Raw genomic sequence first — 16949 nt, 5'->3', positions numbered from 1 at the left:
TTCAGGGCAGCCACCCATGGGGTGGCTCTACCCGCGGGGCATCATTCGCAACGGACGGCGGTGATCACGTTGTCCTTGTCGATGAACACGCGCAGGCGATCCTTGCGCAGGTCGCGCGACGTGATCGTGGCCGGGCCGATCGGGTTGATCAGGCCGGCGCCGCTCTGCAGCAGCAGCTTGCGCATGTTCGCCTGGTCGGCCGGCTGGCCGATGGCCCAGCCCAGGGCATCGGCCTTGCACAGGCCCGGCCCCTTGATCTCCGGGCCCGGCGTGCTGACGCAGGCGGCCAGCGAGAGGGTGCCGGCGAGCATGATCGCGGCGAGGGGATATCGGGAAAGGGATGACATCGGGTCGCTCCTGCGGGGTCAGGCGCCGACCATACCACCGCCGTGTGCATCGCCGCGTGGTGGGGACCCCGCGACCGTGGGACGCAGCCTGCGCGGCTGATGGGGCCGGGCGCAACGGCCGCCCGCGCTACACTGGCGGCCCCTCAGATCGGCCATGCCGGGAGTCGCAGGTGCTGCACGTGTTCATGCTTGGCGGGCGCCATGCCCGGGCCAGGATCGAGGTCCACGATGTGGCCTTCGCCAATGTCGATGTCATCGAAGAGGCTTACCCGCAGTTGCGCCAGGAGTGGTTCGGCGAACGCAAAGGGCTGCATGTCGATGGCTGGCTCGCCGTGGATGGGGTCGAGGCGTACCGGGTGCGCTTCGGCGAGGTGGCCCCGGCCGCGGGCGCGCCGCGGCTCTACTTCCTCAATCTCGGCGGGTATGCCGCCGGCGCGCTGGGCGAGGCCCATGACTACCGGCTGCTGGTCGCCACCAGTGTCGAAGAGGCCAAGCACAAGGCCAAGGCGCTGCGCGATGCCAGCTGGTTCAAGCCGCATACCGATGCCCTGCTGGAGGTCGATGACTGTCTCGCCATCGACCAGGTCGGCGGCCGGTATGTGCAGCTTGAGCGCGGGGAGCACCAGGGCATTGCGCTGGTCAGTGACTACATCGTGATCGGTTGAACGGCCCCGATTGCCCGCGGCCGTCCCGCTGGCGCATAGTGTCGCGGTCTTGTGAGGTCCGGCGATGTCGCCGCGACAGGTCAACCAACGGAAGTAGCGCATGCAGAGCAGGAAGATCACCGCAGCAGTGATCGTGACGCTGGGAATGATGATGGCCGGCAACGCCGTGGCGGCCGAGCCGGACGCACCCGTGTTCGGTGGCTGGCGCAACCTGCATTCGGCCAGTGGCGCCGAGCCGGTGCTGAGGAACCAGCCGTTTGCGATCCTGCCGGGCGAGGTTGCCAAGGGCGAGCGGTTCGCGATCCTGGACCGCGAGAACAAGCAGGCAGTGTGCTGCCTGGTGGTGGACAGCGACCGTCTCGATGCGATCGCGCTGGAAACCCGCTACCGGCTGCCCGGGGTATGGATCGCCGATCTGCTCGGCAACGAGGACTACAACCGCCGGCACGGCGACCCGCATGTGTTCGCGATGGCGCGCGAGGGCGAGCTGGTCGACCATGTCTTCTCGCAGGAAGGCGGCGGCTACAGCGACCTCGGCGGCCTGCTGCTGCCGGCCGGGGCCGCGCTGGATGCCAGTGGTGGCAGCATCAAGTTCGGTACCACCACGTACCGCCTGCAGGTGCAGTCGCAGCGCTTCGCCGATGACAATGGCGCGCTGGATCGCTACACCCTGCTGCCGCCGGCACCGGCCGCGCCGGTGGTGGTCGAGGTGCCGTACAGCACCTACTGACACGGAAGCGACAGAACCGGCACGGTACAATCGCGCCCGCCCACCGGCACTGCCGGCCGGGCCCGCATCCTTGTCCGAGCCTGTCCGTGATCGCCCGATTCTTCCTGTCCTGTGCGCTGCTGTTGTTGGCAGCCTGCGCCACGCCGGCCCGGCCGCCGGCCAAGCCGCCCGCCAATCCGGACGCCCTGTGGGGCATCATCCAGCGCGACTGCGCCGACGCTGCCGCCCCCCGTGGCAGCTGCCTGGCGGTGGCCGCCGAGGCGCAGCGCCGCGATGTGCTGCTCAAGGATTCGCACGGCCACTACCAGTTCCTGGTGTTGCCGCTGGACCGGGTCACGGGGATCGAAAGCCCCGCGCTGCTGCGGGCCGGAGCGCCGAACTACTTCGCCGCGGCCTGGGCCGCCCGCAGCCACACCGAGCAGGCGTTGGGCCGGTCCCTGCCGCGCGACGTGGCCAGCCTGGCCTTGAACTCGCCGCATGGGCGTTCCCAGCACCAGTTGCACATCCACGTGGATTGCCTGCGGGCCGATGTCCTGACCCAGCTGCGCCGGCTGCAGCCCTCCATCGGCGCGGACTGGCAGCCACTGCCGGAGCCGCTGCGCGGGCATGCCTATCTCGCCCGCCAGCTGCCGGGTGCCGCGCTCACCGCGAATCCGGTCCGTCTGCTGGCCGCTCATCTGGCCGAGCCCGCCGATATCGGCAACTGGTCGCTGGTGGTGGCCGGGCAGACGGACCCCGCCGGTGCGCCCGGATTCGTGCTGTTGGCCACCCGGCTGGACCTGGCAGCGGGCAACAAAGCCAGTGGTGAGGAGCTGCAGGATCACGCCTGCGCCGTATTGACCGGTGCCGCCGGCCCGCTGGACGGTGTGCTGTGAGGCGTTGCCGGGGCAGGGCGCGCAGCAGTGGCTTGCGCACGGCCGGGTAAACACGTCGGACCTGCGCACCGTGTCGGATCCGGCCCGCTCGTAGCGGCGTGTATCTCGCTTCCGGGACGGCGCCTGTATCGCCGATCAGGCAGTGCCGGACTGACGTGGACTCACCGGACACTCGCGCGGCGCGGGGAATCCAGCGTGATTGAAATAAAAACCACGGACGTGGCACGTTATAGTGGCCGTTCAATGCGGTTCCCGCTTTCGCGCCCGGGCTGACTGGCGCGACGTATCCGACTTAATCCATGACTGCTGAAACCACGACTCCGCCCGCCGCTGCGCCGTCCCAGGCCACCGGTCCGCTGTTCTACCAGACGCCCGTGCCGCTGCGCTCGGATCTGCATGCCGCCTGGCGCCTGGTGCCCGACACCGCGCATTTTGCTGCCGACACCAATGCGATCCCCGCCGTGATCGGCGAGTTCGGCTCGCTGGCCCAGCATTACCCGATCATTTTCACCGGGAAGGACGCGATGCCGCTGGTGGCCGTCGGCCTGGCCCAGCGCAACCTGTTTGTTGCCGATGGTGTATGGGACGAGCAGAGCTACGTGCCGGCGTACGTGCGCCGCTACCCGTTCGTGTTCATGCAGGCGGGTGAGCAGGACGAATACGTGCTCGCGCTCGACTCGGCCGCCAAGCAGGTCAACCAGGGCCAGAGCGAGGACGGCGTGCCGCTGTTCCAGGATGGCAAGGCGACCGAGATTGTCGACAACGCGATGCGCTTCTGCGGCGATTACACGCGCGAGCATGACCAGACCCGTCGCTTCACCGCCGCGCTGATCGAGAACGAACTGCTGATCGACCGCAACATCGACGTCACCCTGGCCGATGGCCGGCAGATGTCGATCAATGGCTTCCAGGTCGTGGACGTGGAGAAGTTCGCCGCGTTGCCGGACGCCACCGTCGTGGCCTGGCACCGCAGCGGCTGGCTGGCGCTGGTGCATCACCACCTGAGCTCGCTGGCCCGTTTCAGCGCGCTGGTGAGCCGTCAGAGCGCGCTGCCTGCCGACGCGTGATTCAAGGCGCGTGGGCGATCACGGAAACGGCGGCCGCAGGGCCGCCGTTTTTCGTTGTTCCGGGCAGGGCGCGGATCAATCGCGGGTGCTGACTTCCCAGTTGGCATGCACCACGCCGGGCTGACGCTGCAGCCGCGCGACCACGGCATCGAGCTCATCGGCACTGACGGCGGTGCTGACCAGGATCGCGACCAGCTCCACCGGGCCGTTGCCGTGTTCGATCACCTGCACGTCGCTGACCGGGTACTGCGCGGCCTCCAGTGCGTCCACCAGGCGTTCGCGTGCCAGGGGCGTGGCCGCAGGGTCCACGCTCAGGCGCACCTCGTAGGTCGCTTCAGAGGCGGCCTCATTGATCGGGATGCGGTTGATCGCGTTGACCAACGGGCGCAACAGCGTGTTGCCAGCGATGATCAGCACGGTCAGCAGCGCGCCTTCGGCCAGCATGTCCGCACCGGTGCACGCACCGACCGCCGCCGAGCACCACAGCGTCGCGGCGGTGTTCAGGCCACGCACGTTCATGCCTTCCTTCATGATCACGCCGGCGCCGAGGAAACCGACCCCGGACACCACGTAGGAGATCACCCGCACGGCTTCAGCGTTGCCGGCGATGCGCATGCCCAGATCCACGAAGGCCGCTGCGCCGACCGCGACCAGCACATTGGTGCGCAGTCCGGCGGTGCGCTGGCGGTACTGCCGTTCCGCGCCGATCAAGGTGCCGAGCACGAACGCGGCGACCAGGCTGACCACGGTGTCCAGGAAGGGATACAGCTGGAAGGTCTGGATGAAGCGCATGCGGAATCCTTGCAGGGCAGGGCTTAGGCAAAATCCCGATAAGCATATCCCGGGCGGTCATTTCCTCCTTTTCCGCCTGTTCAGCAGAATCACGGCCCCTCCCTCACTACGCTCTGGCACGGGCTTGTCCGCGCCGGGACGTAGCTCTTTTACCGGAAATCTGCATGTCTGTGCTGTATCGCCCGCTGCGTCGGCGGGTCTTGGTTATGTCGTTGTTGCCCCTGCTCGGCGCAGGTTCCGTGGTCCACGCGGCCGATGCGCCCACCCAGCTCGATGCGGTCACGGTCACCGGCTCGCGCATCCCCCGCGCCAGCGTGGAAGGGCCCTCGCCGGTCACCGTGATCACCCAGGAGCAGATCGAGGCGCAGGGCTACCGCAGCGCCTTCGAAGCGCTCAGCGCGCTGACCGAGAACACCGGCAACGTGCAGGGTGAGGATTTCGGCAACACCTTCACGCCGGCTGCCAACACCATCAACCTGCGTGGCCTCGGCCCCAACCGCACGCTGGTGCTGGTCAACGGTCGCCGCCAGTCGGATTACCCGCTGGCCTACGAAGGCTCGGTCAATGTGGTCAACCTGGCCAACATCCCGAGTGCGCTGATCGACCGGATCGAAGTGCTGGCGGGGGGCGCGTCGGCGGTCTATGGGTCGGATGCGATCGCCGGTGTGGTCAACATCATCCTCAAGAAGACCTACGACGGCGTCGGCATCAATGTGCGCGCCGGCACCACCGAACAGGGCGGGGGCGACAACCAGCGGCTGCAGGCGGTTGGCGGCGGCTCGGGTGAGAACTGGGACGCGATCTTCGGGCTGGAGATCGCCAACCGCAAGGCGATCTACGGCTCGCAGCGCGATTTCATGGATTCGCTGACCGATGATCCACGTGGCGTGGCACCGCTGGCGACGGCGGTGGCGTATCGCCGCAACGCCTCCACCAACAACTACATCGATCCCGGTACCGACGGCTGCGATGCCGCCAGCACGCTGTATGGCGGCAGCGTGTTCCGCGCGCAGAATCCGCGCCAGGGCGGATACTGCGGCAGTAATGAGGCCGCGCCGACGTTCTGGACCGTGCAGACCGAGAAGCGCAACATCGATGCTTACAGCGCGGTGACGTGGCGCTTGAACGATCGCCAGGAACTGTTCGCCGATGCGGCCATCGGCACCGCGCGTATCTACAACAACACCCGTGCACCGAGCTGGACCTCCTCGCGCAATTACTTCTACAACCAGAACAGCGGTCAGCTGGAAAGCTGGTACCGGCGTTTCGCACCGGAAGAGATCGGCGGCGTGCAGCGCAATGCCAACCGGTTCCTGGAGCAGTCCTGGTCATTCAACGTGGGCGCGCGTGGCAGTATCGGCGGCTCGGACTGGGATTACGAAGCGGCCTACAGCCGCTCGCGCTATGAGAACAAGACGCAGCGCCCGGGCCTGCTGATCGACATCAATACGTACATGCTCGGCCCGCAGCTGGGCACCCGTAATGGCGTGGAGGTGTATGCACCGGATCCATCACGCCTGTATCAGCCGCTGACCCCGGGCGAGTATGAAGGCCTGTCGGGCCGCTACGAGAGCCGCAACGCCGCGTGGCTGCAGACAGCCAGCGTCAGCGTCAACGGCCAGCTGTTCGATCTGCCCGGTGGCCGCGCCGCGCTGGCAGCCGTCGTCGAAGCGGGCAGCCAGGGCTACAGCAACCGCCCGGACCCGGCACTGGCGCAGGGCGTGTTCTGGAATCTCAACGCAGGCATCCCCGCCGGTGGCGAACGTGATCGCTACGCAGCCGGCGTGGAACTGCAGCTGCCGTTGCTGGAGCGCCTGACCGCCACCGTGGCGGGACGCTACGACCAGTACCGCGCGGCCGGTGACCACCTGGGCAAGGCGACCTGGAGCACCGGCCTGGAGTTCCGTCCGTTCGATACGCTGCTGCTGCGTGCCAGTGCGGCGACCAGCTTCCGCGCGCCGGACATGAACTACGTGTTCGCGACCGAAACGCGTGGCTACAACCCCGGCATGACCGACTACTGGCGCTGCCGCAGTGCCGGCCAGGTGTATGACGACTGTGACTTCAGCGGGCTGGCGATCGACTACACCAGCGGCGCCAACCCGCAGCTGCAGCCGGAAACCGCCAAATCGTATGGCCTGGGCTTCGTGTGGTCGCCCTCGGCCAACCTGGACGTCACGGCGGACTACTACGACATCCGCATCGACGATGAGGTCACCAATCTCGATGCGACCCGCATCCTGAAGGACGAAGCGGACTGCCGCCTCGGCCAGACCGTGGGCGGTGACGCACGCGATATCGGCTCGGCACAATGCCAGGATGCACTGCGCCGGGTGATCCGCAACCCGGCCGATGCCGCAGTGCAGCCGAACCAGGTCGTGCGCGTGCTGATCAACCCGATCAACGCCGCCTCCGAAACCGTGCGCGGCATCGACCTGAAGTCGAATCTGCGCTGGGATGCAGGCCGTTATGGTCGCTTCTCGGCCCGCGTGGCGTACTCGCTGGTGATCGATCACAGCTACCGCCAGTTCGCTGGCGATGACGTGCAGGATCAGCGCAATTCGCTGGATTCCTACCAGTGGCGCAGCAAGGTCAACGGCAGCGTCACCTGGGCGATCAATGACTGGACCGCCACCCTGTATGGCATGCGCTACGGCTCGTTGCCCAAGACCGATGGCAGTGGCCGCATCGCCCCGTACATGACCTACAACGCCAGTCTGTACCGCAAGCTCAATGACAACGCCACGCTCGGCCTGATCGTCAACAACCTGCGCGACAGCCGCCCACCGGCGGACAAGAACGGCGGTGGCTGGCCGTTCTACCCGGTCGGCAACTACGACCCCTACGGTCGCCAGCTGTGGCTGGAGTTCGACTACCGCTTCCTGTAATCCGCTCGCGGGCCCGGCAATGCCGGGCCCGCTGCGTTTGGGTCACAGGCGCCGAAGCTGCTCAGATCACCATCGCGCCCAATACCGCCAGTGCCAGGATGATCAGCAGCACGCCAGACAGGCGCTCGATCCACGGCAGCGCTGCGTTGAATCGGTCCATCGCTGCCGCGCGCCCAACCATACCGGCCATCAACAGGTCCCAGCCGAGCACCACCGCGAACATCCACACCGCGTAGAACAGCCGTGTTCCGGCGGTATTGTCCGGCCCACTCAACATGGCCGCCAGGCTGGCGTAGAACAGGGCGTTCTTGGGGTTGAGCAGGGCGGAGACGGCGCCCAGTCCGAGGGCTCGAATCCACGCGGAACGCTGAGCCGGGCGGGACAGCTCCGCCGGTTGCTCGCCAGGCAGACGCAGTGAGGCGGTCCCGGCATGGCGCAGGAACAGCAGGCCGATGTACAGCAGGAAGGCGCAGCCCGCTATCTGGATCACCCGAAAGAGCGCGCTGCCGGATTGCAGCCCCGCGACGCCGGAGAACGCCAGCGCAATATAGGCACCATTGGCCAATGCAACCCCGATGCATGCGCCGCTTGCAACACGCCAGCCCTGATGGATTGCGGTGCGGGTGATCAGAAAGAAGTCCGGCCCGGGCGACAGCAGCGCCAGAAAGTGCACGGCAGCAACGAGCAGAAACTGTTCCATAGGGGGCGGGCAGGCTTCAATGGGGCGCCTGACTGTGCCGATGTTGCGCGGCGATGTATTGCACGATATTGCGCAGTACTCAGCGGCGATAACGGCCTGGCGTAATACCGGCGTGAGCTTTGAACAGGCGCTGGAAATGGCTCTGGTCTGCAAAGCCGAGCGCGTGTGCGACCTCGGCCAGCGGTTGCCCTCGACCAAGGCGCTCGCGGGCGAGATTGATCCGCCGATTGAGCTGCCAGGCATGTGGCGTCAGTCCAGTGGCATTGCGAAACGCCCGGATCATCGCGTAGCGGTCCATCCCCGTGCATGTGGCCAGATCGGCCAGCGACACGCTCGACATCGGCGCGGCGTCCAGCAGGGCGAATGCTGGCTGCAGTCGCCGGTGTTGCGCTGCACTTGCGTGCGGGGCGGGAACCGGCGCCCCGGCAAGGACGTCGAGATCGTCGATGAAAGCGACGACAGCTGCTTCCTTTTCACCGGGATCGACACTGGAGAACAGCAGGGCATTCATGTCGCAGAACAGCCGGTAGCGCACCGGGCTGCGGTCGATCCGGATCAGCGGCGCCGCTGGGGCGTCTTTGTCGATGGGGTGCCTGTCTTCCGTGACTGCCGCCACCCATGCTGCATCCAGATGCAGCATCTGGTAGCTCCAGGCGGTGTTGGGCGCTGGATTGCAGGCGTGTACACGGTGCGCCGGCACGATGACCAAGGTGCCGGGTTGAAGGCGGTGCTGTCCGCCAGGCGCGCCGCTGAACATGCTCTCACCCGCGTCCACGGCGCCGATCGACCAGGTGGGATGACTGTGCGGGCGGTAACAGGCCCGGCTGTTGCACGCGCGACGTGACTCAACCCACGGCAGCTGGGGGTCCCGCCAGAAGTCGTTCTCCGAGGCAATGCGGCCGGAAGCGGGGCGCTCGCGTATGCTTGCCGCCTGAAACTCACTGCAATCCATGCGCCATGATAAATCACCTTCACTACCGCCGTGCGCTGCCCGACGATGCCGCTACCTGCATCGATCTGCGCGGACGCACCCGCGAGAACGCCTTCTCCGCCGCACAGCTGGCCGAACTGGGCATCACCGAAGACAGCTGGGCGGCCGGTATCCGTGACGATGCATTGCCGGGCCATATCGCACTCGAACACGGGCGGATGGTCGGGTATTGCTTTGGCGATCGCGAAGGCGGGGAGATCGTGGTCCTGGCGTTGCTGCCGGCTCATGAAGGGCGGGGCATCGGTCGGCACTTGCTGGATCTGGCCATCGCCGATCTGGTCGAGGCAGGCCATACGCGGCTGATCCTGGGGTGTGCAGCGGATCCGGCGGTGCGCTCGCACGGCTTCTATCGTTACCTCGGCTGGCGGCCCACCGGTGAGATCGATGCGCTGGGCGATGAGGTGCTTGAGCTGCATGTGGGCGCCACGCCGTAGGATCGGGGTAGGGCGTAGTACTGACGTCGTGTCGGGATCATGCGCGTCGCGCGTCCAGCGTGCGGCAGGTCACGGCCGGGGATAAGGGGCCACGGACATGCTGCAGCCTCGTGGAGGGAGCTGAGCCGTGTCTGTATGGATGTTGGCCATCATGATGAGCGCTGCAGCGAGCGAGGCTTTTCCGCAGCAGGTGCACACCTGTGTCGTGCATGGCAGCCGTCAGTACCAGTCCACGCCGTGCACCGGCCGGACCGAGCGCATCCGTGACATGCCGCCGCCTGCGGAGACGCGCGCCAATACGTTGTACATCGAATCGCTTCGCCAGGAGCTCAAGGCCAAACGGCGCGCAGAGACTGCACCGGCGCGCCCGCGCCGGTCGCCGCGCCGCAACGTGCAGCCGGCAGCCGCCTTCCGGGGCGCAGTGATCTCGGTGCATGCCGATCCGGTCCGATGCGATGCCGCGCGCCGCCAGCGCGAGACAACCTACGCGAAGGCGGGTGACCGCCCGAGCCTGGCCCTGAGCCGGCGGATGGATGACCTGGTGCACGATGCCTGCCGGTGAGATGCAGGCATCGTCGGCACTCACTGCCGTCAGTGGCGGTCCATCAGATAGCGCGCCACGGCATCGAACGCCGGCAGGGTGGTCGGGTCATTGGCGCTGTTGCCGGCCACCGGGTGCGAGCCGAACCGCGCGATCACCACGCGTGCGGTGGGATCGATGTACAGCGCCTGGCCGTGCACGCCGCGCGCCATGTAGGCGCCATGGTCGTTGTGCGATATCCACCACATGCCGCGATAGCTCCAGCCCGGCAGCTGGGGATAGCCGGCCTTGGCGAAGGCCTGCTTGTTGCCACCCGCGCGGATCCGGGCGATCGCGGCGGCGGGCACGATGGGCTGACCGTTGACCGTGCCGTCGTCGAGCAGCAGCTGGCCGACGCGGGCCAGATCACGCAGGCCGGCATTGAAGCCGCCACCCGCAAACGGCGTGCCGCTGGAGTCAACGGTGTAATAGGCATCCTGCTCCGCACCAAGCCGTTGCCAGATCCGCGATTGCAGCAACTGTGCAACCGACTGCCCCGTACGCCGGGCGATGATCCAGCCCAGCGCGTCCGTATTGATCGTTTTGTAGCCAAAAGCCTCGCCGTGGCGGCCCTGCTTCTGCACGGTCTGCAGGTAATCGTAATAGCTGCGCGGCCCGGTGTAGCCGGCAGGCGGGGGCAGAGTGCTGCCCGCCGCGGAGAACGCCCAGACCTCGGCGTTGGGGTCGGCGTAGTCTTCGCTGTAGCGCAGTGCCGTGGTCATCTCCAGTACCTGCTTGACCGTGGCATCGCCGAACGCACTGTCCTTCAGCTCGGGAACAATCGCGCTGACGCGCTGGGTTTCATCGATCACCCCCTCGGCGACCAGCATCTCGCCGAGCAGACCGGTCATCGACTTGCTGACGGACATCGCACCGTGCTGGCCGTGCTCGTCCAGGCAGCCGCTGTAACGTTCGTAGACCACCACCCCGTCGTGCAGCACCACGATGCCGTCGGTGTAGTTGGCCGACAGCGACTGTGCCCAGGTCATCTGACTGTTGGTGCCGGTCGGCGTGAACGACAGCGCGTCGATCGCGGCATCCAGCCGACGCGGCAGGTCATGCGCGGCACCCGGTCCCCGGCTGACGCCCACGGTGGGCATCAACTGGCGGAAATGGCAGGCCGTCCAGCGCAGCTTGGGGAAGCTGAAATAGTCGTCATCCGTGTAACGGATGCGCTTGTCTTCCGGCGGCGGCGCGCCCTGCATCCAGCCCAGCAGCCTGGGATCGGATGCTTCGGCCGACAGTGGCGGCAATGTAGGCGATGGAGGCGAGGGCGGGGCGGCAGGGGCGGCGACCGGCAGGGCGAGCGCTGCAACCAGGGCCGCGGCCAGCCGTGTGCGGGAGGACACCAGGGCGGCGCGCGCGCGGGACAGGGCGCTACGGGGGCGTGGAACGGGCATGGTGCACTCCTTGCTGATGCGCAGTACGTCTGCGCCATCAAGGGTACTGCACCGGAAAGAAAGACGGCGCCATCGGCGCCGTCGGTCACGTGCCCCGCAACTACAGGGCCGGATGCCGTTACAGGTTGGCGGGGTTGCCCTGCGGAGCAGGGTCCGGCGTGGCCGTTTCGGCCGAGGGCAGCGACAGTGCCGGGTTCAGCTGCTGGGCCTGCAATGTCTGGATGCGCTGGTTGAGCGCGTCCAGTTCGCTGTGGCTGCTGCGCAGGTCCGTGCTCAGGCTGACCGCCTGCTGCTTGGCCTGTTCCAGCGAGGCGCTGACCTGCAGCGACTGCTGGCGCTGGAGATCCGCTTCCTGCTGCAGGCTGCGCAGCCGCTCTTCGTTGTAGGCGACCAGGTTTTCGGTATAGCGCTTGCCGGCCTGCAGGCGGGTGGTGTCGATATACACCTGCGCCAGCTGCTCGGTCTGCTCGACGAACGTGCGGTAGACCTTCTCGGCGTTGTCGACCGAATCGGTCTTGATCACGCGCCAGAAGTCCTTCTCGTGGAACAGCGCCACGTAATAGTTCAGCGTGCTGGTATTGAACAGCAGGCTGGCACCATAACTGCCGTTATAGGTGGTGCGCAGCTCGGTGAGCTGCTTGGAATCCACCAGCTGGCGCAGTTCATCCACGGTATTGCGGACTACCGGCGCCGGGCGCGTGGCGGTATCCACGGCCGGCTCGGCACGCGGTGCGCGCGCGGCCAGGGCCTGCGGGACGACGCTCAATGTCAGCAGCAACACAATCCCACCGGTCAGCGCGTGCGCGACGATGGAGCCAACCCCTTTTCTCTCTCGCATATTCAGGCCATCCACGAGTGGATTATCAGTGAAGTAAAGTCCCCGCCGAAGTCTAGCACGCACAATCGCGTGGTCTGCACTTCGCCGCAGCGTCAATAAACCAACTGCGCCGGGCTGCACTGGATGGACTGCATGTGCACGTCGGTCCGGCCCAGCTCCAGCCCGAGTATCTGGGCCAGGGTCTGCGAGAGCAGGATGCCGACGCCGTTGAGCAGCGGCTTGAGCCTCTCCAGCACCGGGGTCAGTGCCAGGCACAGCAGGCCGCTGCAGCGGAACTGGTCGGTGCCCGGGTCGATCACCCCGGTGCCGTCGCCGAGATCCTGCAGACCGCCGGGCCGGGTCTGCATGTAAGCGGCCAGGTTGGATTTGACGCAGTTGTTGTAGTTGAGCAGCGTGCTGAGCAGGCTGTTGCAGCGGTTGATGACCAGACCACCGAGGATGGGGCCCAGCACGCCACTTAGTCCGCCCATGCCTTCACCCGTGACCGTGGCGTTGTATCCGACCCAGACCGAGCCCGGCTTGAAGCAGGTCTCGAGGTTCAGGAGGCCACATGGGTAGGGCACGGCGTTGGGTAGTTCCCAGTCACCCAGCGCACCGATGCCGCGGGACGGATCACCCATGCGCAGGAGCTCGATGGTCTTTTTGGCATCGTAGAACCCGTTCCCCGGATTGGCCGCCTTGAGATACTGATCTGCCAGGCGGGCGGCCGTTGTGGCATCACTACTGCCCTGCTTGCCCGGGGTGAGCACGTTGCTCAGCACGCGCAGCAGTTCGCTGACCAGGCCGGAGACGGCTGTGCCGACCTGGGCCTGGTTGAAATAAGTGGACGCGGTCTCCCCGGCGGCCAGGGTAATGCTCTCATCGCGGGTCAGCGCATTGAGGGAAATCTTGTCGGTGACCAGTGGTGCCCCCAGCAGGGTCAGCAGCTGCTCGTTCTGCAGCCCCGTATCGCACACGTTGCGCTGCGAAAACTGATTGGCCGCATCCACACGGCCTACGCAGGCGCGCAGCAGCGACGACTGCACCCGCACCGTCGCCGTTGGCGGGGTCGCGCCGCAGTTCAACGCCTCCAGTGTGCCCATCGCGTTGGTCACGTCGGCATAGATCGGCAGGTTCAGGCGGATGCCCAGCGAGTTGAGTATGGGGCCGAGCAGCGCCAGGCCGCCAGTATCGATGTTGATCTTCAGCCGGACCTGCGCGTTGTAGGCGCGCGTGCCGACACCGCCGATGGCGATGGACGGCGGTTCAATGATCGCCGCCTGCGTTTTGACCATGCCAAGGATGTCGAGATTGTTGACGGCGACCCCGTTGCCGCCGCTGGCGATGCTGATGCTGGTGGTGATCAGGTCCAGCGCGTTGACGTCGGCCTGCAATGCCGGAGATGCAGGGCCTTCGGGAGCCACGATGTGTGCAAACAGGCCGCCCGCGGCATCGGTGCTGCCAAGCTGGACATTGAGTTGATTGAGATCGAGCTTCGCCGCGAGCGCATTGCGCAGCGCGCGCAGATCCACGTTGGCGACCCCACTGTTGGTCAGTACCGTCGCGGTGGCATCCAGCAGCTGGCCGAGCGAGACCCGGTTGGCGGCCAGCAGTGCGTTGAACTCGGCGACGCCGATATTGGCTTTGACCGGAATCCCCAGCGCCTGCAGCAGGCCGCCCGGCGTGACGTTCGCCTGGGCCAATCCGTCATAGCCAAGCAGGGTGGTGCGGTCCAGATTGACGCCCACCAGGTTGAGCACATTGCCCAGCGGCGTATTGCCATTGACCCGCAGCAACTGCGAGCCCACCGAGAACACCGCGATTGGCGGTGCACGGGTGGCCACGGCCTCCGCACGCAGCGTGGGCAGGCGCGTGTTCTGGCCGAAGAACGGCACGACCGAGCGCGTCGCGACCACTTTGACCGCATTGAGCGGGCTGGCCGCGTCCAGGGTCATGCTGAAATGATCGTCCGCGCCGCGGCCCGGGTTCCAGTTGCCGCACTGGATTGCCAGCGTGCCGGTGAAGCCGTTGTCTTTCTGCGCGTTGCCGCGGGCGGCGCTGTTGTCACGGCGGTCGGCACTGCACAGGTCCAACCGCTGCGCGCCGGCCATCGAGGCCAGGTCGACCACCTTCTGCGCATCCCGCTTGGCCCAGTACAGATAGCCCACTTCGACCAGGCCGAGCATGCCGACCAGGCCAAGCAGCACCAGCATCATGGTGACCGACATCCCGCCGCGCAGCCGCCGTCGGGACGGCCGGGGTGCGTAGGCGCTGGAGTGGTACATGGCCTTGCCCTCCTTAGTTGGTGTCAGCGCCGTCCTTCTTGACGCTGGTCTTGAGGAACTCGGGAATCTCGTGCTCGAAGCTCTTGAGGTAGCGCGCGTAGCTGGCGGCGGCCTGGTCACCCAGGATCGGCAGTCGCGCCCCGGCATGGGTGCCCTGGGCCTGCATGCGCAGCAGGTCGCGGGTGGTCTGTCCGATCTCGCCGCGCGGTGGCGGTGCGGGCGGCGTGTAGCGCTCGGCAGGTGTGGCGGCTGCGTATGCAGGGGCACGTTCCACGTAAGCCGGTACGGGCTCAACGCGCTCAACGGGTGCGGGCGGGGGCAGCGGCGTGGTGACGGCCGTGGGGCCATCCTGTCCGCCCAGCATCTGCCCGGTGAGCGGTGCCTGCTGCGCGATCACGGGCACCGCCCAGGTCACCAGCATCAGCAGCAGGGCAGTGTGCAGGAGGGGAACAGGCATGCGACGCAGCTGGCTCATGGCGTGGTCTCGCTGGCAGGAGAGGGCGTGCTGAAGCGTTCCAGCATCGATGGCGCAAGGCGGGCATCGGCACTGGTGCGGCGATCGGTGTCCACCGCCACGTGGCGCGAGGCCGACCGCGGGGCAGCCGGCTGCGGCGCAGGCAGCGCGACGGGCCGGGGCCCGGGCGCGGGCGCGGCTGCCGCTGCCGCGACGCTGGCAGGCGCGCGTTGCACGGAGGGTGCGGGGGTCGCCTGCTGGCGCAGTTGCTCGGCCAGGCGGCGCACCTCTGCCTGCGCACCGTCGGTCAGGCGCGCATTGCGCATGATCGTCTCGGCCATCGCTGTCTGGCCACGCAGCAGTGCCCACACCGCCAGATTGGCATTCGCCTTGGCGCTGCCCGGCGAAAGCTCGGCGGCCTTGGCCAGCGGTTCCTGCGCGCGGGTCCAGTCACCTGCGCGCAGCCGGGCGAAGCCGAGATCGCCCAGGTAGCCCGTGTTCAACGGTTGCAGCTGCACCGCCTTCGCCAGTGCCTGCTCGGCCCGTGCCGGGTCGCCATCGCGGGCGGCGATCAGGCCCAGGCCGTGCCATGCCGCGGCGGCTTGTGGCCCGTTGGTGAGGCTGCCGTACATGGCCAGCGCGGCCTCGCGCTGGCCGGTTTCGCGCAGCGCATCGGCATTCAACAGCCGCAGCTGAGGGCTGTCGCCATACCGTTGCCGATAGGCATCCACGTGCGCGAGCGAGGCGTAGTACGCACCTTGCTGCTGCATCTTCGAAATCAGCTCGGCGTAGAGCTGCTTGTCGTCCTGGGGCGCTACCTCCGGCGACGCCAGCGCCATCGGGTCCTGGCGGTAACCGTTGCGCACGTTCGAACAGGCCGCGCAGAGAGCCGTCGCGGCGAGCAGCAGGCAGAGGCGGGGAAGCACGGCGTGGCGCATGGCGTTCAATCCAGTTTGGTCAGGGCGGAGGCGAGGGCGATGATGGCCGGACCGGCCAGCACCAGCATCAACGCCGGCAACAACGTCAACATCATCACTACGGTCATCTTCACCGAGAGCTTGCCGACCTTCTCCTTGAGCGTGGAACGGCGCTGCTCGCGCAGGCGGAGGCTGAATTGACGCAGCGGTTCCTGCACCGCGCCGCCATGTGCATGGACCTGCAGGATCAGTTGCACCAGGCTGCGCAGGTCTTCGTCATCGAATGATTCGCCGAGGCGACGCAGTGACTGCTCCCGGCTGCGTCCATGCATGTAGGCGATGTTGGCCTGGTGGATCTCCCGGCCCAGCACCGGGACCGCGTTGCGCAGTTTGTCGCCGAGGGTCTGCAGGCTCTGGTCCATGCTGAAGCCCACGCCCTGCAGCAGCCGCAACAGGTCGATCAGCAGCGGGAGCTCGGCGGTCACCTGTCTGCGCAGGCGCATCGCCCAGGCACGCAGGGCGAATTTCGGCAGCAGTATGCCGAACGCCAGCGCGCCGAAGATCACCATCGCGCGGCTGAAGCCGGTGCTGTGGTTGAAGGCCAGCACCAGGGCCAGTGTGGCGACCGCGATCAACAGGCGCAGGCCGAGGAAGATCGCGGTGCCGGCGTGGGTGTTCCATCCGGCTTGATCGAGCAGCAGCCGATCTTCCGGAGCCAGCAGTGCCGCTTCGATACGCCCGCCGTTGAAGCGCTGGCCGAACGCGGCGACACCCTTGAGCCAGCGCTGGCGCAGGCTCACCGCCGGCTGGGGTGGGGCGGCCGGTGTGCCCGCCACATCGCGCGGCCGCAATGCGGCCTGCAACGCATCCTGGTGGCGTTGTTCGCGTCCGCTCAGCACCCAGCCACGCACCCCCAACAGGGCCACGCCGGCGGCGAGCACCAACAACGTGGCGATCCACCAGCTGCTACTGGTCATGCGGGACTCCGATCTGGACGTGCAGGCAGG

At 67.2% G+C, this 16949-nt stretch carries 17 protein-coding genes; 7 read left to right on the top strand and 10 right to left on the bottom strand.

The features are described from left to right. Positions 1–41: 41 nt before the first annotated feature. Positions 42–347: a hypothetical protein gene (locus ABE472_RS11000; RefSeq protein WP_313211434.1), complete on the bottom strand. Its 306-nt coding sequence runs from the start codon at positions 345–347 to the stop codon at positions 42–44. A gap of 170 nt (positions 348–517) precedes the next feature. Here ABE472_RS11000 and ABE472_RS10995 point away from each other — a divergent pair, with 170 nt between their 5' ends. The 4 genes from ABE472_RS10995 to ABE472_RS10980 all read left to right on the top strand — a co-directional run bounded on the left by ABE472_RS10995 (position 518) and on the right by ABE472_RS10980 (position 3684). After that, positions 518–1012, top strand: coding sequence for a DUF1543 domain-containing protein (locus ABE472_RS10995; protein WP_346462536.1), 495 nt, complete (start codon positions 518–520; stop codon positions 1010–1012). A 100-nt stretch (positions 1013–1112) separates the two neighbouring features. Further along, positions 1113–1742: a decarboxylase gene (locus ABE472_RS10990; RefSeq protein ID WP_346462534.1), complete on the top strand. Its 630-nt coding sequence runs from the start codon at positions 1113–1115 to the stop codon at positions 1740–1742. 86 nt (positions 1743–1828) lie between these two features. Continuing rightward, positions 1829–2617: a CDP-diacylglycerol diphosphatase gene (locus tag ABE472_RS10985; RefSeq protein ID WP_346462533.1), complete on the top strand. Its 789-nt coding sequence runs from the start codon at positions 1829–1831 to the stop codon at positions 2615–2617. 299 nt (positions 2618–2916) lie between these two features. After that, positions 2917–3684, top strand: coding sequence for a SapC family protein (locus ABE472_RS10980; RefSeq protein WP_313211429.1), 768 nt, complete (start codon positions 2917–2919; stop codon positions 3682–3684). A 75-nt stretch (positions 3685–3759) separates the two neighbouring features. Here the strand turns inward: ABE472_RS10980 and ABE472_RS10975 are convergent, their stop codons facing one another. Then, positions 3760–4476 (bottom strand): MgtC/SapB family protein, encoded by a 717-nt coding sequence (locus tag ABE472_RS10975; protein ID WP_346462531.1) that lies wholly within the window; start codon positions 4474–4476, stop codon positions 3760–3762. A 164-nt stretch (positions 4477–4640) separates the two neighbouring features. On the opposite strand from ABE472_RS10975, the gene ABE472_RS10970 reads away from it, so the two are divergent. Next, entirely contained in the window at positions 4641–7364 is a 2724-nt protein-coding gene (locus ABE472_RS10970; protein WP_346462529.1) for a TonB-dependent receptor, read from the top strand. 61 nt (positions 7365–7425) lie between these two features. Here the strand turns inward: ABE472_RS10970 and ABE472_RS10965 are convergent, their stop codons facing one another. Further along, on the bottom strand, positions 7426–8064 hold the full coding sequence (locus tag ABE472_RS10965; protein WP_313211426.1) for a LysE family translocator: 639 nt from the start codon (positions 8062–8064) through the stop codon (positions 7426–7428). A gap of 79 nt (positions 8065–8143) precedes the next feature. Further along, positions 8144–9016 carry an AraC family transcriptional regulator gene (locus ABE472_RS10960; RefSeq protein WP_346462527.1) on the bottom strand — a complete coding sequence of 291 codons (873 nt, stop codon included), beginning with the start codon at positions 9014–9016 and terminating at the stop codon, positions 8144–8146. 5 nt (positions 9017–9021) lie between these two features. On the opposite strand from ABE472_RS10960, the gene ABE472_RS10955 reads away from it, so the two are divergent. Both ABE472_RS10955 and ABE472_RS10950 read left to right on the top strand, forming a co-directional pair. Continuing rightward, the gene (locus ABE472_RS10955; RefSeq protein WP_346466185.1) at positions 9022–9489 is read left to right on the top strand and encodes a GNAT family N-acetyltransferase; all 468 of its coding nucleotides are present in this window, start codon (positions 9022–9024) and stop codon (positions 9487–9489) included. A gap of 127 nt (positions 9490–9616) precedes the next feature. After that, positions 9617–10051: a hypothetical protein gene (locus tag ABE472_RS10950; RefSeq protein ID WP_346462523.1), complete on the top strand. Its 435-nt coding sequence runs from the start codon at positions 9617–9619 to the stop codon at positions 10049–10051. Positions 10052–10080: 29 nt separating this feature from the next. On the opposite strand, the gene ABE472_RS10945 is transcribed toward ABE472_RS10950, so the two are convergent. The 6 genes from ABE472_RS10945 to ABE472_RS10920 all read right to left on the bottom strand — a co-directional run bounded on the left by ABE472_RS10945 (position 10081) and on the right by ABE472_RS10920 (position 16919). Next, the gene (locus ABE472_RS10945) at positions 10081–11469 is read right to left on the bottom strand and encodes a serine hydrolase (RefSeq protein WP_346462522.1); all 1389 of its coding nucleotides are present in this window, start codon (positions 11467–11469) and stop codon (positions 10081–10083) included. A gap of 118 nt (positions 11470–11587) precedes the next feature. Continuing rightward, positions 11588–12307, bottom strand: coding sequence for a DUF2968 domain-containing protein (locus ABE472_RS10940; protein WP_346462521.1), 720 nt, complete (start codon positions 12305–12307; stop codon positions 11588–11590). Positions 12308–12399: 92 nt separating this feature from the next. After that, a complete protein-coding gene (locus ABE472_RS10935; protein WP_346462520.1) occupies positions 12400–14571 on the bottom strand; it encodes a TadG family pilus assembly protein in 2172 nt (723 codons plus the stop codon). A gap of 13 nt (positions 14572–14584) precedes the next feature. Then, positions 14585–15028, bottom strand: coding sequence for a DUF3613 domain-containing protein (locus ABE472_RS10930; protein WP_346462519.1), 444 nt, complete (start codon positions 15026–15028; stop codon positions 14585–14587). A gap of 14 nt (positions 15029–15042) precedes the next feature. Beyond that, on the bottom strand, positions 15043–15963 hold the full coding sequence (locus ABE472_RS10925; RefSeq protein ID WP_346462517.1) for a tetratricopeptide repeat protein: 921 nt from the start codon (positions 15961–15963) through the stop codon (positions 15043–15045). A gap of 5 nt (positions 15964–15968) precedes the next feature. Continuing rightward, the gene (locus ABE472_RS10920) at positions 15969–16919 is read right to left on the bottom strand and encodes a type II secretion system F family protein (RefSeq protein WP_346462515.1); all 951 of its coding nucleotides are present in this window, start codon (positions 16917–16919) and stop codon (positions 15969–15971) included. Between the last annotated feature and the right edge of the window lie 30 nt (positions 16920–16949).

The organism is Stenotrophomonas sp. TWI809, from assembly GCF_039673205.1.
GTDB lineage: Bacteria > Pseudomonadota > Gammaproteobacteria > Xanthomonadales > Xanthomonadaceae > Stenotrophomonas.
The sequence above is the reverse complement of the archived record's forward strand: the minus strand, read 5'-3'. Positions and strand labels throughout refer to the sequence as shown.